This is a genomic window from Paenibacillus sp. FW104-T2 (genome assembly GCF_058789975.1).
Genome location: NZ_JBYTCE010000007.1, coordinates 245,198 through 270,260, shown reverse-complemented (window position 1 = coordinate 270,260; position 25,063 = coordinate 245,198). Strand labels below are relative to the sequence as shown.

Here is a 25,063-nt window from a genome sequence, read left to right as displayed (position 1 = left end):
ATACAATATAGTTAATTGTTCTATACTATTGTTATTTAATTTGCCGAGTTCATCAATTAACGCTATTGTTAACAGGTTTCGTTTTTGCAAATCAACTGGCATTTTTGAGACAGCTTGAAGAATTGGATAATCCTCAATGAATGGAACTATATCTAGAATTGAGTCAGCATACTCTTGAATAGCAACAATTCCATATGTATCAAAATATATATCGTCATACTCTACTTTTTGATTTTTCAAATAATGTTGAAGGTTAGTAATTATTTTACTTTCAATATCATTTGTTATAGGACTTACATCCTCAGCGATATTATTTACTTTACAACATAATAATTCAATTGAACCCTTGGAATAAGTAAAGGCGTCGTTACAAACCGTATCAAAATCTTCATAAGATAATAAAAAATGATCGGAGTGCCCCAATCTAACACAATCCTCTATCAAAAACAAACATTTATCATTATCATCATAACCATAAATAAGAGTACGATGGCGAATATGGTTTTTAAAATAATCTATACTACCAGGAAAGTAGTAACGATCTACTTCCATAAAAATATAATATCCTTCAGATATTCTTTCTTTAATAGTCTCTAGTACATCCTTTGTTACAGTATGTGTTTCAAAATCTAGAGTTTCATCTATTATATTTGTATCTAAATTAAAATGAGTTTGAAGGGTTAACCATCCTTTTTTCTTATATTCAGAACAATCTGTATCTAGTGCCAAATTTGGAATTAATGACCTCTTAGCATAATGAGCACTTGATACTGAAGGGAGGTAACCCCATAATTTATTAGTTGACATAAGAACACTTATAATATTATTTTTCCCGCAGCTAATCCACATAGAATTAAAAGGTTCCATTTTTAATTTGACCATATAAATCCCCTTTCCCAGAGTACTCTATTTTAAACTAAAAAATCCCTCAAAAGTAATATATATGAATACCCTTATTTAGAAATTATACATTTAGAGTATAAAATTTACAACAATCTATATTAATACTACTCTCATCCGAGTAAATATTTCATCAGGTTTTAGAGCACCTATTTAACTAAACCCGGTTCAGTTCTGTCCACCTTCTTCATAACGTATAAAAAAAGGACAAAGGAGGCTGGACCGGATGTCCCCCATGAAATCCTCAAGCGGTCTGGATGAGAATATCGCCGGCATGCTCTGTTATCTGTTTACCTTTATAGGTGGAATCGTCTTCCTGGCAGTGGAGAAACGCAGCCGGTTTGTACTGTTTCACGCTCTTCAATCCGTTACGGTCTTTGGCATTATTATGATCGGCCATGTATTGTCGGCATTTCTGCCTCTATTCGGACCTCTGGTCGCATCCTTATTATCACTGCTGGGAGTCGTCGTTTGGATTATCATGGTCGTCACCAGCTTGCAGGGAAAATGGCTGAAACTGCCTTGGGTAGGGGATTTTGCAGAGAAACAGATGAGACATCTGTAGCATTTACTCCTAAAATAAAACAAAAACATCCGAATCACTGCTCTCGTGCAGCGATCCGGATGTTAAGGTGGTATAACATTTATTCCGTGAATTAATCATGCCATTAACTTCATTCATTCATCACGTAACTTATTCATTTTGTAAGTTAACATAGCATCCATTCCGGATACCACCTCACCACATCTACATATTTATGCTGATTTCTCCGTCTCTCCAAGAATCGCATCTGCCTGCTTCTCAGCCATTTTTGCAGCTGTCGCCTTCGTACCGAGGCCATTAAATAGCAAATTCATAAAGATGGCGGTAAAGCTGCCGGCAATGATTCCGTTACCCAGCATAATCTGTGCCCAGTCCGGTGCACCCGCGAACAGCTCAGGCACAACCGTGACACCCAAGCCCATGCCTACGGAACAAGCAATGATAAACAGGTTCTCATGCCGATTCAGATCGACCTGGCTGCCAATGATGCGAATACCGGATGAAACGACCATCCCGAACAGTGCCACCATCGCTCCGCCCAGCACAGAACCAGGTACAAGCTGTGCGAGTGCAGCAATTTTCGGTACGAATCCGATCACGACCAGCAGTCCGCCTGCTACCACGATAACATCCCGAGTTTTAACACGGGTCATCTGTACAAGCCCTACATTTTGTGAATAGGTGGTATATGGGAACGAGTTGAAAATCCCTCCAAGTACGATTGCTAGCCCTTCCGCTCGATACCCCCGGGCCAAATCCTTGGAAGACAAATCCTTGTCCAAAATTTTGCCTAGAGCCATAAATACACCTGTCGATTCAGCTACGCTCACAATTGCCACCAGGATCATCGTCAGAATGGGAACAATCTCAAACGTTGGCGTACCAAAGTAAAATGGCTTCACCACATGGAACCAGCTTGCTTCACGAATCGGGGCAAAATTAACCTCACCCATAAATCCGGCTGCTACCGTACCGGCAAGAAGACCGACCAGAACGGCGATTGAACGGATAAATCCTGTCGTGAAACGAGTCATAAGAATAATAAACACCAATACGCCGAAGCCGAGTAATAGATTCGTCCCGCTTCCGAAGTCTTCCGCTCCCTGACCGCCTCCCAGGTCTCTGAATGCTACAGGAATCAGTGTCAGACCAATTATGGTCACGACTGAACCTGTCACAACCGGCGGAAACAGGCGGATCAGTTTACCGAATAGCCCCGAGAACAACACTACAAAAATCCCTGACGCGATGACCGCCCCGTAAATGGCAGACACCCCGCTGTTCAGACCAATCAAGATCATTGGAGATACCGCCTGGAATGCACAGCCGAGCATAACCGGCAGTCCCACCCCAAAATAACGATTACCCCATACCTGCAGCAGCGTTGCCACACCGCAAGCCAGCAGGTCAATGGCAATCAAATACGTCAGCTGTTCCTGAGTGAAGCCCAATGCATTACTAACGATAAGTGGTACGACTACCGCTCCCGCGTACATCGCTAGGACATGCTGCAGACCGAGCGAGAACGTTTTGATGGGATGCCGATGCCTCTGGAAAATGCGCTCGCGTGCCATATTAGTTCGAGCCCTCCTCATCCGCAAATGTAACCTGTCCATCCGACAGAGCCCCAATGCGAACCAACGATTCCACACGGTATCCAGCTTCTTGCAGCAAGCGGCCTCCCGGCTGGAATGCCTTCTCTATGACGATCCCGATACCAACCACTTCAGCTCCGACCTGCTCAACGATGCGCGCCAGACCAAAGGCTGCCTCACCATTCGCCAGAAAATCATCAATGATCAGCACACGATCGCCAGGCTTCATGAACTTTTTGGCTACCGTAATTTCATTCGTTTCCTGCTTCGTGAATGAGTACACCTTCTCAACCAGAATGTCTTCTGTGAGTGTGAGCGACTTCTGCTTCCGTGCAAAAATCAGCGGCACATTCAGTTCCAGTGCAGTCATGATGCCCGGTGCAATCCCGGACGATTCAATGGTAAGCACCCGCGTAATGTTCTCTCCGTCGAACCGGCGGATGAATTCCTTGCCTACTTCCTTCATGAGAACCGGGTCCATCTGGTGATTCAGGAATGAATCCACTTTGAGTACTTGCTCGGACAGGACGATTCCTTCCTGTCTCACTTTGTCTTTTAACAATTGCATCGTGATTCTTCCCCCTGTGTGCCCTCTATACAGCCTGCCAGCATGTCCATCTCCGATGGTAAAAAAGCAAAAAGCCCGCCTTTTCACACGCTGCGGAAAAACCGGAGACGGGAAAAGACGGACTTGTACTTATCAGGACAAGCCGTATTGAATGCTGCATGTACGCATGGATATAATGGACATCCGAATATGGTAACCCCTAGGCTTAAAACTTCAGTCATTGCCTGTATAAGGTTGCCCAATCATAGCGATCATGCAGATCTTTCCCGTAGTCCGATCATTCCGGTGATCGGGTAGAGACATGCAGGCCTATTCCTGCACATATACGAGTAACGGCATATTTAATTCATTTTTGGCTCCAAGATTCGTTACAATATATGATCGCGAACCTGAATATAAAAGTGTAAAGGTAACTGACAATGTTAGAAGTATACCGAATTGGCGGCGTGAAATAAAGAAGTATTTTCATGGAAATTGTGAAAACATGTCTTAATCTGTAGACAGGGGGTGATTGGAGCGTGTTTTTTTTGTACAATATGATAACGGATGCGCGGCCTAAACTATGAATTTATTGATTAAAGGAGATTGCAGAGATGAAAGGCATACTTAAGGAATTTAAGGAATTCGCCGTACGCGGCAACGTGATTGACCTGGCAGTCGGTGTCATCATCGGGGCTGCTTTTGGTAAAATCGTCACGTCCCTCGTGAATGATATTATCATGCCCCCTGTCGGGAAGCTGCTTGGAGGCATTGATTTCAGTCAGAAAATCATTAATTTGGACCGGGGTATGACTACTGCGAGCGGTCAGGAAATTACAACGTTGGCTCAAGCCAATGAGGCAGGCGCTACAGTCATCGCCTACGGCCAATTTATCAACATACTCATTGATTTCCTCATTGTTGCATTTTGCATTTTCATGCTCGTCAAGGGTGTCAATTATATTAAAAGCAAAGAGCACAAAAAGCCCGAGCCGAAAAAAACAACCAAGGCTTGCAAGTACTGTCTATCCGAAATACCGGCTGCAGCTACCCGCTGTTCACATTGTACTTCAGAGCTGGAGGCAGAAGGCAGCGGCGCTCCCGCTTAGTCAACAGGTTTACTCCTGATTAGACCCTTTTGATGTAAGGAAATCGCTCTGACATGAAAGGTCTCACCTTATAGGTGGGGCCTTTTTTTCATGATGACCAAGAGTAAGTGAAGGAAGCTGAAACTTATGCTCTCTTATTACATTCCTTACGGACTAGAATCGGCGTGGCAGCAGATGCTCCAGAATCGACTTCAGATCCTTATCTTCTTTGTATACTTCTTCCCCGGTATCGAGTTCGGTTACCCGAATATATTCAAAGTTTGCCGAAGCATCAACTGGTTTAAACAGCAATTGCGCTTCATCTTCGAGACGTACATTGAATCCCATATCCTTAAACATGGTCGTTAGCTGGTTGTTGGCCGGTTCCTGACCTTGCCCGACAAAAATAAGTCCTCTTAGACTTTTACGTTCCTGTGGTTGCGGATAGATAACCTGAAAGTGTACAATGCATTCCATACGTTCGTTCCCCTTTCATTTAAAAAAATACTTTGTGAAATTTTGAACTTTAAAACTTGCTATATAAGGAGATACGTATCATGACCCCAGAACGTTTCGACATTTATGATGATCAGCAAAATTGGATCGGCACAGAGCTTCGCAGTGTGGTACACGCCAAAGGCTATTGGCACCGTTCATTCCATTGCTGGATCGTGCGTGATGACGTTGATCAACGGATGGTTCTTTTTCAGCGTCGCCGTGATATCAAGGATACCTTCCCGGGTTGTTACGACATTACAGCAGCGGGACATCTCACTGCGGGTGAGCAGCTTGAGGAGGCAAGTCGAGAACTGGAGGAAGAACTGGGCGTACATGCTCCTTTTGAATCCCTGTCTTACCTGCTCACTGCCAAGCAGCAGCTGCAAGGCGAGGTTCGAGGTGTACCATTTATGGACCGGGAATTCAGCTCGGTATACGGCCTATGTCTCAACCAGCCACTCGAGGCATACACCCTGCAGGCCAGTGAAGTGCACAGCCTATATGAAGCGCCTCTACAAGATCTGCTTGCCTTGTTTCGTGGTGAAACGGATACGATTCAGGCCACTGGAGTACATGCGGAACAGACTTCTACCCTGGATTCTTCGTCTCCCGCTCCGGAACGTCATACTCGCATAATCCATGCTTCCGAGTTCGTCCCCCATGGGACAGCGTATTACACTGGCGTACTCGAAGCTCTATATCACGTGCCCAAAGGCTGATTCATCATTTACCCAAAATCGAGTCCTGTACTTATAACTACAGTTTCTCAAAATTGGTATGACTTCATACCTTAACTCTAACTCAACAGGGCAACGATGCCGTGATGAACATCACTGATTTACTTCAAAACGCAAACAGGCGACTGCCATAAGGCAGCGCCTGCTCTGTTTCTACATAAATTAAAGTCTCAAAATATCGCTCTGTTCCAGCTTAATCAAGGCAGATGTCTCAATACCTTTGGCCAAACCTTAATCTCCTGCCGCAGGAACAGACCAATAACGTGCGGACAGCTGTTCAAAACGGCGTCCATAGCGGGATTCCAGCTCCTCACCCATATCCTGTTCCAGCTCGTACAATACCAATTCCTGCGCAAAATGATTCAGCAGCAATCCTGTCATGACGGGATGTTCTGTTACAACAGCCTGAGTTGCATAGGATTCCCCACGCATCCCCAGCATGCACCAGCGCCGATCAACGACAATAGAGAACTTTCTCCCGTTTCCTTTACCGTACAGAGGATGGCCAGGCCAAGGTGCAGGCTGATCCAATATCCCCTCGCCACCATCGCATGACCATAACAGCCTAACACCGCGATCCTCTGCCTTTTTCAGGAGATCATGCAGCAATTCGGCTTCCTCACGCCAAACATCCACGACAATCTCGTGTTTGGCCTCTGCCAGCTCACGGCTCAGGTTATCAAATACGTTTTTGTCCCCTTCGATATTGTAAAAGACAGGTTTCTCAGGTTCATGCTGTGGCATGCTGCTCTGTACATACTCAAGAGAAGCACGCATTTGCCCGGAGATCATTTGAGTCATCTCCTCGGGCTTCAGCACACTGTACTTCGCAGGTTCTCCGGCACTGCAGCGCAGAAATCCGCGCTGAGAGAGCCGCTGCAAGGTGGAATACACATTGGAACGGGACACGCCGAGGCGCTTCGCAACCTCATAGCCGGAGGCCGAACCTTGGCGCGCGAGTTCCACCATAATTTTGGATTCCATCTCGGTAAACCCGAGATGATTCAGATGATGCAGCAGTTGGTCCATATTCCCGTCCCCCCATGCTGTCAGCAACCACACTGCCCTATCTTACTGCGGCAGTGGTTCTACTGCATCAGATCTGTTCCGCACCACAGCGCGGGCACCATTTGGAGCCTTTGGGCAGCTCGGATGCACAAATCTGGCATTTCACCATCTCCCTTGGCACTTCAGTCTGTACGTCAACCGTGTTTACGATCGGATTATTCTCTTTCCAGTAACGGATACGTTCATCGAGTTCCTGCTGCCTTTCCCGTTCACGCAGCATCTCTTCTTCCCGGCGGCGTTCCCATTCTGCATCAAACGCCTCCTTCTCCTCCTGCGTGAATTCGGTACTGTTATATTCGGATTCGGTCTCCAGATCTGCGATGGACGGAATTACCGTATGATAAGGTTCAGTTTCATCCACTTCATCTTGAATTGTTGTCGTTTCCTCATAGAAAGGGCGTTCCACACTTTGAGCCACTGCTGCTTCTTGCCGCACAGATGCCGGACCTGCAGTTGATGCTGCAGACTTGAATTCACCCAGTTTACGTCCGCATTTCGGACAGAAGTTCGCATCCAGTGAAGCAACGTGCCCGCATTCGCACAACCGCTCATTTTTGAGTTCGGCAATTTTGCTGCGCAAACCATCAATCTCATCCTGCAGTTCATCGCACAGGTGTGACAGATCAACCATTTCTTTTTCGGCGCGCGTCATATCCTGTGCACGGTAACCCTCATAGAAGATGCGACCCATATCTGTAAAATGGACTTCCTGTTCCTGCTGCAAGCCCACGATTTGATTGTTTATTTTCCCAATCTCAACAGCATGCTGTGCACGCTCCGTTGCTTTGTTCGCTCCGTTCTTGATTCGTTGAAGCAATTTCATGACATCTCCTCCTCTGTCCCGTCAGACGTTGAACCCTTCGGGTTCAACTGCAATTTGTTCTTTAATTTTCAATTTTCATAGTATATAACTTATACGATATCATGCCAAAAAGTTGCGCATACGCGCGTGAGTGCCCGTTTTCTGCCGATGTTGGATGAATTCGGGGGCTTTCGTCAGGACCATACGTTCGGGTATAATGAAGCTTTGGCCCGACATAACCGCCGATGTAGGCGACTAACTCTATCATACCAATTTACATTGTGATTGTGAAAAGGGCAAATGGTTTACTTTTAAGCGGGATAGTCCTATCCCTGAATGCATACAGAGGTGGATGAAACATGTTAAGTCCGAACTCAACGTTCTACGCCCGTCCGCTCGGTGTCACTCCGGCGGCATCCCTGCCCCAGTCCCCGTCTGCTCCACTGGAGACCAGTCGGCAGCTCGTGGGCGATGATCATCAGGATGCGCCTTATTTCCGCTCATTGGAAGAGGCAGGCATCCGTCTGAACGGGCCACAAATATCAGCCGTCCGTCATGGCAAAGGTCCCCTGCTGACTCTCGCCGGAGCCGGGTGCGGCAAAACGACCGTACTGGCAGCCAGAGCCGGTTATCTCATGGAAGTCAGCGGCGTTCATGCAGGCAGTATCCTGCTCGTGACATTTACCAATAAGGCCGCTGCCGAGATGAAAGACCGGATCGCATCACTGCCAGGTATTCGCCCAGCAGCCGCACGAGCAGTACAGGCTCGCACGTTCCATTCCTTCGCCCTGACACTGCTGCGTCATTACGGTGTACAGGAAGAGATCTTTGGGGAACCACGTGCCCAGCATACCGTTATCAAAATGCTTCTGCGGCAATACGGCATGAGTGAGGCCTTCCAACCCGAAAGTCTGCTGTCCATGCTGTCTGCATGGAAGATGCAGGGCTCCGAAACGACCGACCTTCCTGATAAATCGCAGGAGGAACGTGATGCCAAACGGGTCCTCCTCGGTTACGAGAACTGGAAACGAGAGCGTAACAAGATGGATTTCGACGATATATTGCTGCGCGCTGCTGCCCTGCTTCGTGATCCCGCCGTGCTGAAGCCGCTTCAGCAGCGTTTTCAGTACATCATGGTCGATGAGTTCCAGGATACGAATAAACTGCAGTATGAAATTGTGCAAAAGCTCGCTTTGGCCCATCGCAACCTGATGGTAGTGGGTGACGATGACCAAACGATCTATACGTTCAATGGAGCGCGCCAGGAATCGATTCTTGAATTCGATAAAGTTTACCCCGGGGCACGCATCGTGACGCTGGATATTAATTACCGCAGTGATGCACGCATCCTCGGACTTGGCAGTGAACTGGTGGCCCGCAACAAGCGAAGACGGGATAAGCGGCTGCGTGCTGCCGGTCATCGCGGAGACGCACCACGCTTCGCCACACCTTCGAACGCAGAGGAGGAAGCAGCCTGGGTCGTGAACCAGATCTGTCAGCAGGTTGAGGAAGGATTGCACACCTATCGCGATATTGCGATCCTGCACCGAACAGCCAGCAGCAGCCGGGCCGTATTTGAGCAGCTGGTATTGAGAGATGTGCCGTTTGTTCAGCATGGGGCTTCCCCGGTATTCTACGACCAGTCCCTCATCAGGCCCCTGATGGATCATATGCGCCTTTCCCTCAATCCACGCGCTGTAGATGCTCTCCCAAGTGCACTTGGACCACTGTACGTATCCCGTGATGCCGGGCTCGAGTGGATTCAGCGCAACGAACAGCAGCAAGCCAAAAAGTATCCGCTGATCCATCTGGCCAAATGGGACAAGCTCAAGCCCTTCCAGCAAGAACAGGTCAAGGAACGCATCAAGCTGATCAAGTCGCTGCACAAAATGAAACCGGTCATCGCCATCCAGGAAATGCGTCGCCAGTTTTACGACAAATATATGGAAAGCGGCGATCCCAGCATCTTCACCCACTACAAGGAAACGATGCTGGAGACACTGGACGAATTCGAAGCTGCAGCCAAAAAGTTCGAAACGGTAGAAGAGTTTATAGCGTTTGCCGATGAGCTCTCCCGCAGACACCGTGAAATGGAATCCCTGCGCCGCTCCCAAGACAGCGATGCAGTGCAGCTGATGACCATACACCGGGCCAAGGGACTTGAATTCCCATGCGTATACTGGATCGGTGCCAGCGAGGGCATTGTACCTCACAGTACAGCCCTGCGGCAGGATATCCCTGAAGATCAAAAGGCAGCTCTTGCAGTTCAACAGACCGATACGGAGCTGGATATGGCTCTGGAAGAAGAACGACGGCTCGCTTATGTTGCGATTACAAGGGCGAAGAAGTACTTATACGTCACTTCTCCGGCCAGTCATCACGGGAAACCGGCAGACGTATCCCGCTTTTTGCTCGAAGCCTTCGGGCTGGAGGTACCAGACAAACGCAAAGAACGCGACGATAGCCGAACAGGCCATTCAGCTTCATATGGCAAAGGCAATGGACAATCTGCCCGCTCTGGTACTCGTTCCGAGGGCCGGGATGTGGTACATCGTCGTGCAATCAGTTATAGTGATCGTGACCATGACGTGCACAACGAACGTGACGAGGATCGCCTCAGTGAACGTCGTGGCAGTGGACAAATTCGCAATCATAAGGCGTTCAGCACGACAGGTATTCATCAGGGAAGTCAGGTTGCCCCAGCTTCATCCGGTTCAGGATCATCGTCCTCAGGACGTTCTGAACGCACAGAGACGGTAGCGATCTGGAAATGCAGTTCATCTACCTGTAAGGCATGGCTTCGTCAGAAACCCGCCGTACCTTCTGCAAAAGCAGCTAAACGGGCAGCAGTCGGACCGCCGCCATGCCCCCTGTGTTCAGGATCCATGGAAGCTGGAACACGCGAGGTGCCTGTAACTGGACGGGCAGGACGATAAGCGGCACTAGAAGGAATGAAATCGATATAGAATGTCAGATTGGCGGCAAAGCCTATCCACAATGGTTTATTGGTGGATAGGTTTTTTCATGTCATGATGACAAGAACAAATTTCTGAATTGGAACAATCTTGATTGAACCAGTGTTGTTACAATATACACTTAAGTTAAATGATACTGATTAATCGAAACGAAAGAGGTGCCTTATGGAATTGGAGATTGCAATTAGAGAGCGGATCCAGGAGCGCTATGATATTTTACATGAGCTTTATGATATCTGGTTCACAGAAAACCCTGCCTATATTGCACCCAAAGAAAGGTTCTATCAGCAAGATCACATCGAGAAACACAGGGCAATTACTTATCTGTTGGACAGAGGGTACATTGTTGCCACCCCCGTAAGCAATGAACCTGAACAGGTTGCCGTTTGCATTACTGTAGACGGGATTGATTTTTTCGAACAGGGGCGGTTGGAAGGCAAAGGAAATGGATGGGGGATCGTAATCGAGCAGTCTTACGAATAGGCACGGTTGAACGGCTGTGCTCGTTTCAGGGCGCTTACTGCTGTTTATTAACAGTAGAAGCGTCTTTTTTCCATTTTAGAATGGAGGTTGGATTATGCAGGACCGTAAAACGCATTATTTTGTATCCGTAACTCATAACCTCATTGAGCAGACTCAGAATGAATCAACACCATTTGAAGTTGTGGTGGATGATGAACAGTTAAATCGGCTAAAAGACTTGATGAAAGTGCTGGAGGACGACGATGCCTATACGCTGCAGCGCGCGCCTGTACCCTACAAATCAGCAGATCATGACGAAGCAACCGAACAGTTTTCGGAGGGTATGACCTTGCTGTACAGTTTCCTGTATGACCACGGAACTCCTGATACCCGGCAAGCGATTGAGAGCATGAATGTGCTGCCAAGGCTGCAGGATACAGACTACGATGACCCCGGGTATGAGAACTCTCCAATGAACAAATGACACAGTCAAAAGCATGCGATGCCGCACGATGCGGACCCGCATGCTTTTGTGTGATCGGAACACTCCATCAAACTCTGCAATAAAATTAATCCAGACGAATCTCCTGCCCTTTCTCAGCAGACTCATAGATTCCGCATAACATCCTGGTAGAAGCTACCCCGTCCGCAATCGGGCTGATCGGTCCGGTCCCGTTTAAGCAGCAGTCCACAAAGTGATCAATCTGATTCTGGAATGCACTATGAATATGCAGCCCTGTATGATCTGTCTGCGGCTCGATATTCAGGATGGTGTTGTGTTTTTCCGTGACAATCAGTGTCTCAGGTTCAACTTCAAAGCCTCCACGTTCACCGTACAATTTGACATAGGATTCCTCCCCGCGAGCATGCAAGGTAAAGCTCACATCCACTGCGAGCGAAGCTCCATTCTCGAAGCGAATCAGTGCGTTTGCCATATCTTCTACGTTATTCACGGTGGAACTGTAATCTGCTGCCTTGTAGAAAGAAAGGTCTTCGATATGAGCACGATTGCCCAGCTTCCGATAGGTGTTCCCACTTACCGAAACAGGTTTCGGGCGGCCCATGAGGTACCAGCATTGGTCGATGATATGTACGCCCAGATCAATCAGAGGACCTCCACCAGAGCGGTTCTTGTCCGCGAACCAGCCTCCGGGATTGCCCAGACGGCGAAGTATGGATGCCTTGGCATAATACAATTGACCAAACTCCCCTGCATCGATAAATTTCCGCAGCATCTGCATATTGTTGTCGTAGCGCCGCACAAATCCAACGATGAAGGTACAGCCGCTTTTCTTCACGGCTTCCTCGATTCGTAAGGCATCTTCCACATTTGTTGCCACAGGCTTCTCCAGCAGCACATGCTTACCCGCTTCCAGTGCCGCGATGGCAAATTCGGCATGCGTATTGTTCCATGTACAGATGCTGACTGCATCCACGTGCGGGTCCTTTAGCATTTCCCTATAATCGGTGTAGACGGACTGTGCATCATATTTCTGAGCCGCAGCTGTTGCACGCTGTTCGTTCAGATCACAGATGGCATAGATGACAGCATTCTCGTTTTTGGCATAGCACCTCATATGCAGATCCGAGATGGATCCGGTGCCGATCATTCCGATGTGCAGCATTTTGCTTGTACTCATCTTTGTCCTCCCTTCCCTTTTTCCGGAAGCTTCATGATCTCTCTAGTCTGCCCGCAGCATACCTCTGTAAATACCCGGTGTAGAATTTTCGATCTTCACAGCACCGAGCGTTCGGGCATAAAAATCCACTGGCCCTGCCGATCCAATGATCGCATAGCCATATCCATCTGCCTTCATGGCGTGCATGCAAGCGAGTAGCAACGCTGTGCCCACACCTTTGCCCCGTACATCCTGATTCACCCCTGTTGGGCCGAAAAAATTGCGGCATGTCGCTTCGTAACAGGCGAAGCCAATCATTTTTCCATGTTCGAGGGCAATATAACAGGATACGGGCTGACGTGCAAAGGATACATCACACTCATCTACCCAAGGCTGGCTAAAATGCAATCCAACCCAATCCAGCACGAGCTGCTTCTCCGGGGCGATGGCTCTTCGGATGACGATGGAGGATTGCTCCAGTTTTTTCAAACCACTCTCCTGCTCCGGTAAATCGTAGAGTGCTACCAACATATCGCTCATTTAATCCATTCCTCTCCTCATTGAATGTGATAATGCTATCTTTTCAAACAACGAAGCGAACAGGAAGCGGATCACAGGTTGTACCACTCACCTGAAATTTAACCGTATCCCGCTGCCTGTAACCTGCAAATTGCCACATGCTGCAAATAATAAGCTGACACGCCACTTACATGACCGAGCATTCAGGTGCAACAATTTACCAAGTTGTCCCGTCTATAAGAATAAGCGCGGCCCTAATTAGGAGTTTACCGCGATATAACCAAGATTAGAAGGGATGAGCAGCAATGAACAACAACATGAAAAAAGTAAGTGCCCTAATGGTCCTCTCCTTGGCCCTAAGCGGAGGTGCAGCATACGCAGCAACACTGGACACTACACCGTCCGTGAATCAAACTTCCGTAACTGTGGATCATTCATTGGCTGAAGCTGTAAAAGTGTCCGTGAACGGCACAGCTATAGCTGATGGCTATTGGAATAAGGATGGCAAGGAAGCCATGATCGCACTGCGTGATCTTACGGATGCACTGGGTATTGAGTTGAAGTGGAACAAAGAGAACAAGTCGGCTGAGCTGACAAAAGGTAACCTTTGGACACTGGTCATGGCAGACAAGGATCAGTATTCCATCAACAAAATGCTGCTTACACTGGGAACTGCCCCTCAAATCACCGATGGTAAAATGTTTGTACCCGCTTCTTTTGCAGAAAAGGTACTACATACCCAAGTAAATACAACGGGTAACCAAGTCACAATTACAAATGAAGAGGACGTGAAAGAAGTTACGGAGCGTGGTGTCATTACTGGCATGAACCCGGATACGAAGTATCCATCCATTCATATCGGGGGTACAGGTACCGAGGGTCTGGTACTTAATCTGGGCGAGGATACAGTCATCAAGTCAGCAGATGGCAAGGAGATCGAACTTACTGATCTGACCATTGGCATGACCGTAGAAGCTGTGCACGCACCCATCATGACCATGAGTCTTCCTCCGCAAACACCGACCTACGAAGTGACTGTTGTGGATACCGTTGCTAAGGAATCCGTTACGAAATCGGAAGATGTTCTGGGTACTTCGGGTACCATTGAAAATGTAAGAACTACGAAAGAACAAGGGACTCAAATCGAAATTTCGGGCATTCGCTTGACCGAAACATCGCCTGACCATGTCATCCTCAACATTTCGGAAGATACCAAGCTGGTCAACCAAAAAGGTGAGGCCATCAAAGCAGAGGAACTGACGAAAGACGCGAAAGTCATTGGATTCTATAGTCCGATGCTGACTCGCAGCCTGCCTCCGATCGGAAATGCCTGGAAAGTGGTCGTGGATACTTCGGGTGCAGAGATTGTGCCGTTTCAATAAGCAGGAGTTGTCACAGGTTGATTAAATTAGACCAATTAAACCTATAACCTTCCCATTGCAAAAAATAACCTTACCCGGTCTGTTCTTTTACAGACATGGGATAAGGTTATTTTCCGTTCTTGCTATGTAGCCTTTGTTTATTGGGCTTCTGGATCACTTTCAATAATGGCTTCAACTTCAATCTCAACCATTAACAGGGGATCAATGAGTGCACTCACCTCAACCATAGTGGCTACAGGCTGGATCTGCCCAAAGAATTCGCCATGGGCCTTGCCTACTTCCTCCCAGCGGGAGATATCCGTCACGAACATGCGGGTTCTTATCACATGCGACAAGTCTGCTCCCAGTTCATTGAGCGCCTTCTCAATCGTTTGCAAAACAAATCTGGTCTGGGCGTAAGGATCACCCGCTCCCACGACAACGCCATCCTGCATGGCTGTCGTTCCTGCCACCTCAATCCGATTCCCTACTCGGATAGCCCGGCAATAGCCCACAAGCGGTTCCCATGGGGAACCGGTAAAAACCTGCTGTTTACTCATTGAGTCCTCCCTCGCTCTGCTTGTCATATTCCTGAATAATCTCTGCATTATAACAGTCCGGGCTCAATCTGGGTACCAGAAATTAGGTAATCGGAAGTTATAGAGGCACGAAAAAAAGTCCCGTGTACGTAACCAGCTGCTATGCAACCAGCCACGTTTACAGGACTTTTGTTTTATTTAGGCATTCAAGCACAAATCTAAATATGCTGCATATTCGGCTTACAGTTTAATATTGGCCTCATCAAAGTATTCTTCAAGGGTCAACCCGCTCTTCACAATGTCCGGAGCCAGATCGGTTCCGACATACCGGATGTGCCAAGGCTCGTAGACGTAACCCGTGATATCTTCCTCACCCTTAAGATAGCGAATAACGAAGCCATAGTCTGCAGCATGTTCTGCCAGCCACTCGCCTTCTTTGGAGGTGCCAAACACCTCTTCCAGGGCATTACCTACACTCGGGCTGGATACGTCGATCGCAAGACCCGTCTGATGTTCACTTCTTCCCGGCTTAGAGCTCACACGATCTGTATATTCTTGTCCTTTGGTCTGCACATTGTTGTTATAAATGGAAACCTGGCGTTCATATGAACGGTATCCAGAGACCGCGCGCAGCTCGATGCCGTCCGCCTCAGCTCCTGCAAACAGCTTCTCCAGCGCTTCTGCGGCTTCTTTCCGCAAGTGGCGCTTCTCGTGAGGGCCATCGAAGGAAAATGGCACATTCGGCTCTACCAGATCGTTTGGCTCGTAGCCTTCGGGCAGGCTGCGCTGCTTGTTCACGATGACCGTCATGGACTCTGCATTGGTAACAACGGATTGGCTGTCAATCGTATTTTGCATCGCACTAATGCTTCGCTTCTCCATCAGAGGGTCATCCGCAGCTGTCCCATTGCCAGCATCTGAAGAGTCCTGCTCTTCACCCGCAGAAGCATTGCCGGAATCCCCGTTCTCACCAGATGATGGCTGATCTGTCCCGCTGCCGTTTGTCTTGTCGCCTTCATCCCCTGTGTCCTCAGTTAAATGAACAGTAGTTCCGTCCGTTTCCTGCTGTGTATTGCCTGCTGCGTTTAGATTCTGACTTTCCTCTGATCCCGAGCCATCCTGGCAGGCGGACAGCAATGCTCCGCATATCATAAGCGAGGACAGCAATACCGCCATATGGCGCTGTCTTCCTGTTCGTGATTTCATCTAAAAAACTCCTATCGCAATATAATCATTAAAAAAAATAAAATACGCTTCGGGGCATTTCATCCCCTGCGACAGTATACATCAAATTGCAGTGGAGCTCCACCGCTCCAAGCTTACTGGCAGGGAATAACCTTCATGTGAAAAGGGTCGCACGGCATATACGGCCATTTTTCGGACTTTTAGGGCATCATCCCAACGTTTAATCAGCAGATCCAGATTAAAGTCAGGATTGATATCCTTTCCAACCATGCTCGCCATAAGGCCATCTCACACAGACAAATAAGCGAGGGTGATCCAAGATCTCCCCCGCTTCATGCCTGTTATGATTTGGTTGCCGGGCTGTCCTTCTTCTTCTGGACAGCCTGCCAGATCCGCGCAGCTACACGCTCGCGGATCATGGTCAGACCTGCTGCCACGGGTACTCCCGGCAGCAGCGCGGCTAGTTCCGGCGTTGCCGGGGGCTTGCCCGGCTGCGCCAGCCGCACCTGCACCGCGCCGAAGCCGGGGCCTGGCTGGTGCATGGCACCGTCTGCGGCAGCCTCGGCGATCCACTCGCCGACGGCTGCGCCGCCTTCGCCGCCCCGTGCCTGCGGGCGGCCAGCCGTTTCCGCTGCGCGGCCCGCGCCGCTTGGATCATGGGCCAGTTCCTCTGCCCATGATCCAAGCACGCCGGCGAGCAGCGCTTCGCGCGGCAGGCCGGCGTGCGCCAGCTGCAGCAGCGGCTCGGCCGCGAAGCGCGCAGCGATGGCGTGCTCCGCAGCCACAGCATGCGCGCAGTCTGCGCGGCCGCAGGTGCATGCCGCAGCGGCCGGTGCAGCAGGCAGCAGCCCCGCGAGCTCCGCCGGGGCAGGGCCGCCGCGAAGCAGGGCGTACAGGGCCAGCGGCCGATTGCGCAGCTGGGCCAGCACGGCCTCGCGAGCCTCTTCGCTGAGCTGCGGCAGCGTACCTGTTACCGTGAACAGGCTGGCAGCTGTTCCAGCCTGCTCCGCGGCTGCTGATGCGTTCTGACGCGCCTCCGCAGCTTGACTTACCCCCGCTGTCCATCCACCGGGGGACATATGCAGCTCCACATTCCACTTTTCGCTCATAACCTTCCCCCTTCTCATTTGATCGCCCACCAATATACTTGCCAAGCTTATAACCACGTCTCACCCTGTAGCGAGATCAGTCCGCGCAATTCATCATCCGACATTTCGGTCAGCCAGTTCTCCCCAGAACCAACCACCTGTTCGGAAAGTGCCTTCTTGCTTTCGATTAACTCATCTATGCGTTCCTCCAGCGTACCCTGGCAGATCAACTTGTGAACCTGCACATTGCGGTTCTGCCCAATTCGGAACACCCGGTCCGTTGCCTGATTCTCCACCGCGGGATTCCACCAGCGATCATAGTGGATGACATGGCTGGCACGCGTCAGATTCAGACCTACCCCACCAGCCCGGAGGGATAGAACGAATAGTGATGGGCCCTCGCCCTTTTGGAATGTCTCCACCATCTCGTCCCTCTGTGCCTTGGACACGCCGCCGTGCAGGAAATACGGTTCTTCCTCATAACGCTGCGTAAGGCGCGATACCAACAGCTCGCCCATTGCCACATACTGAGTGAAAATGAGTGCCGATTCCCCGTTGTCACGGATCGCATCAACCAATTCCAGCAAGCGTTCCATTTTGCCGGATGCCTCCACTTTCGCATGATCCTTGCGGCTGCTGTCTGCCAGTACCGGATGGTCGCAGATTTGCTTCAGTTTGGTGAGCGACGATAATACAATCCCTTTGCGGGCAATGCCGTTTCTGACATCCAGTCCACCCATTAGGTCATCCACCACACGTTGATACAGAATCGTCTGCTCTGGTGTCAGTGAGCAGTATGATTTCAGCTCCAGCTTCTCCGGCAGATCCTTGCGGATGTCCGGATCACTTTTGAGCCGACGCAGCATGAACGGCGAAACAAGCCGGTGAAGCTCCCGCAGGGACGTGCTGTTTTCTTCGGATGTCCCCATTCCGGTGTATCGCTGGCGGAACGAGGAAGCCGTTCCAAGATATCCAGGATTGAGGAATTGGAAAATGGACCACAGCTCACTCAAACGGTTTTCGACCGGTGTACCAGTCATCGCAATCCGGTGAGGCGCCGATAAGCGCATCACACTCTGTGCCTGCTTGGTACGATAGTTTTTGATATACTGCGCTTCATCAAGGACCACGGTTGACCAGTGCAATGATGCAAGGTCAGGTCCGTCCCGGCCAGCCAAATGATAGGTCGTCAGCACGATATCATGTGCCTGTGCCTCGGCCTGAAACGCACTGCCATGAAGCCGCTGTCCCCCATGATGGATGTACAGAGACAGATTTGGCGCGAATCGTTTGAGCTCACGCTGCCAGTTGCCAAGCAGAGAGGTGGGACAGACGATGAGTGCTGGCAAGTTGACTGCCTCTGCAGGTACAATCTCGCCAGACTCCGATGGATCACCTGAACCATACATTTCATTTTCACGTGCTTCTTCCACCGCTGCCTGCTGTTCCTCATGTTTCAAGTCGAGCAGGCACGTGATCACCTGAATCGTCTTCCCGAGACCCATATCATCCGCGAGGCAAACTCCGAAGCCAAGCTCGCGCATCGCAGACAACCATTGATATCCGCGCTCCTGATATGGCCGGAGTTCCCCATGCAGCTCCGCGGGCACTTGCCGCGGTTCGATACTGCGAAGCACCTGTCCGTCCAGCAGGAAGGAGAGCAGGCCTTCGGATTCTGCACCAAAGACGGATAATCCCTTCCAGGCTGCATCCTCGCCTTCCTCTGCAGCCAGATGAAGCCATTCGGATAAAGGCATGTATTGTTCTTCTTCTTTTTTCATATAACGCAGAACCTGGCGAATTTCCTTCGTGTCGACTTCGATCCATTCGCCGCGGAACATCACATAAGGTACCGAAGCTTCTGCTAACGCAGCAAGCTCCTCCGCTGTAACAGGTTTGCCGTCCAGCATCGGTTCCGCCTTGAAGGCAACCAGTTGTTCCATCCCCAGTGCATTCGGAGCGCCAGGCGCCCGTTCCGTGCCACGATTGAGCATCTGTAAACGCAGCCCGGCTCTACGCCGACCCGCACGACTCCAGCGGGATGGCATAAGAACGGTTATTCCTGCCTTCTGTAGACGCGGTACTGCATGAGTTAAAAACTCAAAAAAGGACTGCTGCTCCAATTTTATCCCTTCCGGACGGGGTTGAAGCAGGGCTATTTCCAGTTCAGGTGCCAGCTCACTGGCATAACCAAGGACCATGAGCAGCTGCTCTGCTGCGGATACGTAGCGCACCTTTCCCCGATCCAGGTCCCGATCCGGATGAGCCCAGATGGTTCGTGCAGGCAATCTCAGCCCAGCCTCCTGTGCACTATCTGCCCAAAAGGTGATGCCCCACAACGTTTCATGCTCGCCAAGAGGCGGTTCAAGCCGAAGCACCAGCTTCAGTTCCCCTTCAGCAGGGACAGTCTCCTCACTGCCGATTACCGGCATCCCTGTGCCCCCTGCTTCTCGCAATGTCTCAATCAGCTCTGCCATTTCCTCCGTTGGCCCCTGTACAGTCACGGGACGAAACATCGAGATCAGGCTGTTCCACCACAGTTCGGCTGCAGGAGAAGATCCGCGCCGAAACGGGGTGCGGTATCTTGACAAGTCACTGTCCATCCCTTCCAGTTCTCCTGTCACGACAGCATGAATCATGCCGCTCATGAATGAAAACAGGACAGCAGCACCTGCCTCCTCCCGGGATTCCGGCTCGGAGGAAGCGTACGCACCAGGTGCAGACAAACCGATTGGCGGCATGGCTTCCGCCAGTTCGCGGAAACGTTCCACATCCGCTTCCTGAGACAGACGAGGTCGCCATACCCCTGTCAGCGTTTCTTGTCCCGTCCGTCGCCGCGCCCCAGTCTTGGCAGCAAATTCGGCAGAAGGAGCAATCTCTCCGCGCAGCAGCAGCTCCTGTGTGAACTGTGCTGCTTTTATCCAGTAGCCTATCTCCTCACCTGCCTGAATCCCTGCGGCCTTCAATATGCTGTCATCCCAATGAAGCAGCAGTTTAAATGTATCTTTGGGCGAGATCGCAAGCCCTTCCAGCGTCCGTCCAAGCAATTGGCGCCGCTTCGTACTCTTGGCTTCCGCAGCATTACGCATCGGATTGGGCCAGCGCAGCTCCGCAAGGCGAAGAGCGGCAGGCTGAAACAGACGACCTCCGTCGCCAAAATTCAGTCTCCTTACCAAGTGGGTCCACGCATCCACACGCGGCTCCGATGTTTCACCGGAAAAACAAAAAAATACGTCACCAAGCCATACTCCATACAGCGATTGCATCATTACAGTCTCCCGTCATCCCTTCGCATTGTTACTCTCCATCATATACGAAAATGCCCGGATTTAAAAACCTTTACGCACAAAAATTGCTTTATTCATCTCTTGATACGCTACTGATACGCTCCTGATCACTTCAATCCGGATAAAAAAATGTTCCTTCTCCCCTCCATGGGATTAGGAACATTAAGATTTTGTGCAGGTCTTCACCTGCTAGTTAATGACACCAAACGATTTATTCACCTAAGCTTGTCAGCAGGCCCAACAATACTTCCAGGTTCAAAATTCCCGCTGTATGATCCGGGGCATGTCCAATCTCTTTGAATACACCTGTCATGAAACGCTTATGCTCTTCTGCAGGTTCTTCAAACCGATCGTAGGTCACCACAGAATCCACCGTATCCACAATTAGAGGCACATATCCACCTTTATACGGCACGACAATAATACGCGTAGAAGCATCGTCTTCTTTATCCGGCATACCCAGCAGAACCCGCAGACTAACGACGGAAACCACCTTGCCGTACAAAGAGCCAAAGCCTCTGATCTCCGGACTGCCGAACGGAACCGTTGTCACGGGAATCATTCTGATAATCTCATGTACTTCCTCAATGCGAAGCGCGAAAAACTGATCTCCAACTGTAAAATTAATGTATTGAACTTGAGCTTCCTCATTCATAGTTGTCCCCATACCCTCTCACTTTTAAAGGTTACTTGGTGTATCGGTTATTTTCCACGAAATATTTAGAGCTTCACTGATTTTGGCGGCTCTCGCCTATTTCTTTGCTCTTTAAACAATCAAGCCCCTGCTTGCCATGAAAAATAGTGCCCAGTCAGTCGTTTCAATACGAAAGATAATTAAGATCGATGTAAACTAACGAATGTAAACTACATCAAAAAGACCAGAGATTGGCTATATGCCAAATCTCTGGTCTTTTTTGCACGTGACACTGTGGATAACTATACATATCGGCTGAAGAGAGTGAAATTCACGCCAAAATGATCAAGTTATACCCCGTTTGTGGATAAGTTGTGCACATATTGCACACAGTTTGTGGATAAATGGGCATAAGTATGTGGATATACAACAATTTGATGTGGACATGTTGTGTACTTGTTTGTAAATCTCACGTAAAACCTTAAACATCTACTTCATTTATGCATCATTGTGGACACACTGTGGATTGCAGCAGTCTTTATCTCTGATTAATTAACCAGTTCGCCTTGTCTCATAATCAACCTGTCATCAATATAGACATCAGGCTTCTGCACTACTGCATCGATATGCACTCCTGCCGCAATCGTGCCTCCGAAGGTGTTGTTACTGCCAAAGGCAACGTGGATCGTTCCATACACCTTCTCATCTTCCAGAACGACTCCCGTAATTCGCGCCTTATTGTTGGTGCCAATACCAAATTCGCCGAGATAACGGCCATCCTCATCACCCAGCATCGTCAGCAGCTGCTGTCCATCCGGACCCTCAGCTGAGACCAGCCGGCCTTTTTCTACCTTCAAAGTCATTGGTTCACGAAGTGCTCCAATTCCCGCAACAGATCCATCTACGACAATGCTGCCTTCACCTATTCCTTCAACCGGTGCAATGTAGGCCTCCCCTGAAGGCAAATTGCCCGATTCACCAGGGTTCAAATACATCCCTGTGCTGGGTACTCCGCTTCGATCCTTGATGGAGAAGGACAGACTGTGCCCTTCCTTTTCGATCCGGACCTGGCTTCCCCCAGTTAATAAAGCAGTGACCTTCTCGGTCAGTGCCTTCACCTGCGGATATTCAGCTGTAATGGCACCATTCATGAACATATCCTCTGTCATACCAGGCATGGTTGCGACACGTGTACCTGATGCAGCGGCCTGTTTCCGAGCCTGTGTATGGGTTAAGGAGTATCTTGTCACACATACGGCTACATCGGCTTGGATCATGGCTTGTGCAATTGGTGCAGGCGGTTCTTCCCCGGATCTGCTGCGTTCCGCCATAATCATCAGCACAGATTCCGCTCCAAGTGCTTTCCCCGCTTCATAAATGGATTCTGCGAGTTCCCTTTTGGCATCATCTGCTACAACCATGAGATTTTCTCCCTCACGCAGACCCAGACATTCGGTTAATACATTTTTACTAATTTCCACACGCTGCTGATTCATTTCACTAATCTCTCCTGTCATTGGTAAAACCCTTTATAGTTCTAGACGCTTAAATGAAGCCTTTGGGCAATCTGTAGGGGAATCCTGCACATTCCCACCTCGGACTGAAATTTAAAATCAATGCTTCGAATCCGCCCATTTGACGAGAATTGCAGCCGTTTCCTGGTATTGAAAGACCGGAAAGTAGTGTCCATAAGGGACATCGATTCGTTTACACTGTGGATTCAACTCCTCAGGGTAATGATAGTCCGTATCTTCGCCAGCCCATACCACCAATGTACTATTGGCAGTGTCTGCTCGATTCCACGCGCTTCCCCCAGAAGTGAAGGTGCTGCTTTTTATTTTGCCGGAGTAAATCCATCGTAGCAAGTCGGCATGTGCTCCCGCTATTCGAGGGGACTGCAAACTGGACCTGATTCTTCCAGCCAGTGCAGATGGCGTAATGCTTGCTTCAGCTTGAGTGCCGTGTAGATTTAACAGGTGCCGCCAGCTTTTTTCCGACCTTCGGCTGAGGAGGGTACGCATTATTCCTCTTGGCAAGCGGGAAATCCACCGCAGCATGTTTGGATTCGTATTGTGAGCGACAGGCTGAAGCAAACCAAGACGGATATCCATTCGTCCGCTGCGCTGCATCGCCGCAGATGCAATCGCCGCACCTATGGAATGGCCTACCAGCTTCATCGGACCTTCAAACTTGCCAATGGCCGTAACCAGTTCATCCACCTGGCCGTCAAAGGCCTCCTCCCCTTGATGTACAGCGGAACGTCCGAACCCTGCCAGGTCGACAAGCCAAACCGGGTTTCCAGTCAGCTGATGGAGCTCTTCTCCCAAAGGAAGCATTTCATCCGCACAATTCAGCATTCCATGCACGATCAGCCACGGTTCACCTTCGCCCTCCCAGCCTAGCGCTGCCAGGTTCCCTATCCGGGTTCGAGTCCAACCGGAAGAGAGATTTTCGTAAGGTTGAAGGCTCAGGCGATAATCCAGATCCGCCGTAACCAATGGAAGCTGCTCCCGGATATCGGGCCATGTTTGACCCATGCGTTTAAATAAATCTTCCGTCTCTTCCACATGCCATATTCTGTCTGTAATAAAGGAAACCGATTCCACAGGGACACCGCTGATCCGCGCCCCTCCTGATCTCATTGCGAATTGCATCCAGGATAGGGGTACAGCCCATTTGGGCTTCGGCACGTCCAGCTGCTTCGCAAGAAGATGAAGAAGTTCCTTCATATTGGGACTGGCTTCCTTGCGTGCCAGAAGTGGATAGGTCCCGCCTGTTGGGACCGCCTCTTTGGTCAGGAAGACCAGAGTCCGCCCCACCACATCATTCTCCACTAGCGGTAACCAATAAGACGAACCTCCGGGTACAACGGGCATAAGTCTTTTTTGCATCGCCTCGATGAGCAGCCCGATACCGCCTGTTTGCTCAGTCTCACCTGTGGGGCGCGGTCCAACGACTGTGCTTGGGTTTACAACGGACAATGGATACTGATTCTTTACAGCATGCTCACGAAGGTACAGATCGGCGTGGAACTTCATTTCTTCATATGCACTTTCATTCGGGGCCACCTTGCCAGTGGGGATGTCTTCACCTTTCTCATTACGCAGGCCATAGGGACTCATGAATCCAACGACGTGAATGAAATGCCTCAGACCTCTTATCTGCTGAATCTCTTCAGCCAGCCCGGCAACCTCTCGCGCTCCATTCATGAATATCTGTTCCGCCACTTTACTCCCCAGGGTGACATCCATCGTTCCTCCAGCATGAATAATGACGTCTGCTTCCAGCACGCGCCTACGATCTGCTGCAGTAAGACCAAGTCCCTCCACCGATAAATCTCCTTGTACAAACGTAATTCTGCTGAAATCCGATATTCCGTATGAAGTCAGGCCTTGCCTGGCTTTGGATTCTGAACGGACAAGCAGCAGCAATTGCAGATTTTCATCGACCAGCTGCTTCACTGCCTCCTTACCAATAAATCCGGTGCTACCTGTCATAAAAATAATGGATGCAGCCATTGAGTCCACCTTATGGGTAAGCATCTGGTCAGTTGTTTTTAAGTATGTAGAATTTACGTTCATTATTCTTTCCTCCTAATTAGAACTACATGGTACT

General features: G+C 49.6%; 24 protein-coding genes and 1 riboswitch. Of the genes, 7 read left to right on the top strand and 17 right to left on the bottom strand.

All coding sequences use genetic code 11. The features are described 5' to 3' along the window. Positions 1–867: hypothetical protein (locus tag AC3WQ3_RS11850; RefSeq protein WP_492472372.1), on the bottom strand; the 867-nt coding region annotated here is incomplete at its 3' end. 259 nt (positions 868–1,126) lie between these two features. Here AC3WQ3_RS11850 and AC3WQ3_RS11845 point away from each other — a divergent pair. Beyond that, positions 1,127–1,465, top strand: coding sequence for a DUF4870 domain-containing protein (locus tag AC3WQ3_RS11845; protein ID WP_336783686.1), 339 nt, complete (start codon positions 1,127–1,129; stop codon positions 1,463–1,465). Between the two features lie 191 nt (positions 1,466–1,656). On the opposite strand, the gene AC3WQ3_RS11840 is transcribed toward AC3WQ3_RS11845, so the two are convergent. Together AC3WQ3_RS11840 and AC3WQ3_RS11835 are read right to left on the bottom strand one after the other, a co-directional pair. Next, a complete protein-coding gene (locus AC3WQ3_RS11840; protein WP_095291884.1) occupies positions 1,657–3,018 on the bottom strand; it encodes a nucleobase:cation symporter-2 family protein in 1,362 nt (453 codons plus the stop codon). 1 nt (position 3,019) lies between these two features. Next, the gene (locus AC3WQ3_RS11835) at positions 3,020–3,607 is read right to left on the bottom strand and encodes a xanthine phosphoribosyltransferase (RefSeq protein WP_336783687.1); all 588 of its coding nucleotides are present in this window, start codon (positions 3,605–3,607) and stop codon (positions 3,020–3,022) included. Positions 3,608–3,856: 249 nt separating this feature from the next. Further along, positions 3,857–3,956: riboswitch (purine riboswitch) on the bottom strand. A gap of 244 nt (positions 3,957–4,200) precedes the next feature. On the opposite strand from AC3WQ3_RS11835, the gene mscL reads away from it, so the two are divergent. Continuing rightward, positions 4,201–4,695 carry a large conductance mechanosensitive channel protein MscL gene (mscL, locus tag AC3WQ3_RS11830; RefSeq protein ID WP_416292431.1) on the top strand — a complete coding sequence of 165 codons (495 nt, stop codon included), beginning with the start codon at positions 4,201–4,203 and terminating at the stop codon, positions 4,693–4,695. Positions 4,696–4,848: 153 nt separating this feature from the next. Here the strand turns inward: mscL and AC3WQ3_RS11825 are convergent, their stop codons facing one another. After that, the gene (locus AC3WQ3_RS11825) at positions 4,849–5,151 is read right to left on the bottom strand and encodes a hypothetical protein (protein WP_095291879.1); all 303 of its coding nucleotides are present in this window, start codon (positions 5,149–5,151) and stop codon (positions 4,849–4,851) included. Between the two features lie 80 nt (positions 5,152–5,231). On the opposite strand from AC3WQ3_RS11825, the gene AC3WQ3_RS11820 reads away from it, so the two are divergent. Then, on the top strand, positions 5,232–5,891 hold the full coding sequence (locus AC3WQ3_RS11820) for an NUDIX hydrolase (RefSeq protein ID WP_492472371.1): 660 nt from the start codon (positions 5,232–5,234) through the stop codon (positions 5,889–5,891). A gap of 249 nt (positions 5,892–6,140) precedes the next feature. Here AC3WQ3_RS11820 and AC3WQ3_RS11815 read toward each other — a convergent pair whose 3' ends face one another. Then, positions 6,141–6,938, bottom strand: a complete 798-nt coding sequence (locus AC3WQ3_RS11815; RefSeq protein WP_492472370.1) for a TrmB family transcriptional regulator — start codon at positions 6,936–6,938, stop codon at positions 6,141–6,143. Positions 6,939–7,005: 67 nt separating this feature from the next. Continuing rightward, a complete protein-coding gene (locus AC3WQ3_RS11810; protein ID WP_492472369.1) occupies positions 7,006–7,800 on the bottom strand; it encodes a zinc ribbon domain-containing protein in 795 nt (264 codons plus the stop codon). Positions 7,801–8,138: 338 nt separating this feature from the next. Between AC3WQ3_RS11810 and AC3WQ3_RS11805 the strand changes: the two genes are divergently transcribed. From AC3WQ3_RS11805 to AC3WQ3_RS11795, 3 genes are all read left to right on the top strand, one after another. Then, entirely contained in the window at positions 8,139–10,715 is a 2,577-nt protein-coding gene (locus AC3WQ3_RS11805) for a UvrD-helicase domain-containing protein (protein ID WP_492472368.1), read from the top strand. Between the two features lie 204 nt (positions 10,716–10,919). Beyond that, positions 10,920–11,237 (top strand): hypothetical protein, encoded by a 318-nt coding sequence (locus AC3WQ3_RS11800; RefSeq protein WP_492472367.1) that lies wholly within the window; start codon positions 10,920–10,922, stop codon positions 11,235–11,237. A 94-nt stretch (positions 11,238–11,331) separates the two neighbouring features. Further along, positions 11,332–11,700 carry a hypothetical protein gene (locus tag AC3WQ3_RS11795; protein WP_492472366.1) on the top strand — a complete coding sequence of 123 codons (369 nt, stop codon included), beginning with the start codon at positions 11,332–11,334 and terminating at the stop codon, positions 11,698–11,700. An 85-nt stretch (positions 11,701–11,785) separates the two neighbouring features. Here AC3WQ3_RS11795 and AC3WQ3_RS11790 read toward each other — a convergent pair whose 3' ends face one another. Both AC3WQ3_RS11790 and AC3WQ3_RS11785 read right to left on the bottom strand, forming a co-directional pair. Continuing rightward, positions 11,786–12,856: a Gfo/Idh/MocA family protein gene (locus AC3WQ3_RS11790; RefSeq protein WP_492472365.1), complete on the bottom strand. Its 1,071-nt coding sequence runs from the start codon at positions 12,854–12,856 to the stop codon at positions 11,786–11,788. A gap of 42 nt (positions 12,857–12,898) precedes the next feature. Beyond that, the gene (locus AC3WQ3_RS11785; RefSeq protein WP_492472364.1) at positions 12,899–13,375 is read right to left on the bottom strand and encodes a GNAT family N-acetyltransferase; all 477 of its coding nucleotides are present in this window, start codon (positions 13,373–13,375) and stop codon (positions 12,899–12,901) included. A 296-nt stretch (positions 13,376–13,671) separates the two neighbouring features. Between AC3WQ3_RS11785 and AC3WQ3_RS11780 the strand changes: the two genes are divergently transcribed. Continuing rightward, complete coding sequence (locus AC3WQ3_RS11780; RefSeq protein WP_492472363.1) at positions 13,672–14,736, top strand: copper amine oxidase N-terminal domain-containing protein; 1,065 nt, start codon at positions 13,672–13,674, stop codon at positions 14,734–14,736. A gap of 137 nt (positions 14,737–14,873) precedes the next feature. Here AC3WQ3_RS11780 and AC3WQ3_RS11775 read toward each other — a convergent pair whose 3' ends face one another. The 9 genes from AC3WQ3_RS11775 to AC3WQ3_RS11735 form a co-directional block, all read right to left on the bottom strand. Beyond that, positions 14,874–15,275 carry a RidA family protein gene (locus AC3WQ3_RS11775; protein ID WP_336783696.1) on the bottom strand — a complete coding sequence of 134 codons (402 nt, stop codon included), beginning with the start codon at positions 15,273–15,275 and terminating at the stop codon, positions 14,874–14,876. Between the two features lie 219 nt (positions 15,276–15,494). Next, positions 15,495–16,460, bottom strand: coding sequence for a M15 family metallopeptidase (locus tag AC3WQ3_RS11770; RefSeq protein ID WP_492472362.1), 966 nt, complete (start codon positions 16,458–16,460; stop codon positions 15,495–15,497). A gap of 81 nt (positions 16,461–16,541) precedes the next feature. Further along, positions 16,542–16,718 carry a hypothetical protein gene (locus AC3WQ3_RS11765; RefSeq protein WP_164764301.1) on the bottom strand — a complete coding sequence of 59 codons (177 nt, stop codon included), beginning with the start codon at positions 16,716–16,718 and terminating at the stop codon, positions 16,542–16,544. A 9-nt stretch (positions 16,719–16,727) separates the two neighbouring features. After that, positions 16,728–17,012, bottom strand: coding sequence for a hypothetical protein (locus AC3WQ3_RS11760; RefSeq protein WP_492472361.1), 285 nt, complete (start codon positions 17,010–17,012; stop codon positions 16,728–16,730). Positions 17,013–17,093: 81 nt separating this feature from the next. After that, positions 17,094–17,612 (bottom strand): hypothetical protein, encoded by a 519-nt coding sequence (locus AC3WQ3_RS11755; protein WP_492472360.1) that lies wholly within the window; start codon positions 17,610–17,612, stop codon positions 17,094–17,096. Continuing rightward, positions 17,596–20,796, bottom strand: coding sequence for a DEAD/DEAH box helicase (locus tag AC3WQ3_RS11750; protein WP_492472359.1), 3,201 nt, complete (start codon positions 20,794–20,796; stop codon positions 17,596–17,598). The genes AC3WQ3_RS11755 and AC3WQ3_RS11750 overlap by 17 nt, the downstream gene beginning before the upstream one ends. A gap of 229 nt (positions 20,797–21,025) precedes the next feature. Next, a complete protein-coding gene (locus tag AC3WQ3_RS11745) occupies positions 21,026–21,469 on the bottom strand; it encodes a chemotaxis protein CheW (protein WP_492472358.1) in 444 nt (147 codons plus the stop codon). Positions 21,470–21,996: 527 nt separating this feature from the next. Then, positions 21,997–22,944 (bottom strand): aminopeptidase, encoded by a 948-nt coding sequence (locus AC3WQ3_RS11740; protein ID WP_492472357.1) that lies wholly within the window; start codon positions 22,942–22,944, stop codon positions 21,997–21,999. A 117-nt stretch (positions 22,945–23,061) separates the two neighbouring features. Next, the gene (locus tag AC3WQ3_RS11735) at positions 23,062–25,029 is read right to left on the bottom strand and encodes an alpha/beta fold hydrolase (RefSeq protein ID WP_492472356.1); all 1,968 of its coding nucleotides are present in this window, start codon (positions 25,027–25,029) and stop codon (positions 23,062–23,064) included. Positions 25,030–25,063: the final 34 nt, after the last annotated feature.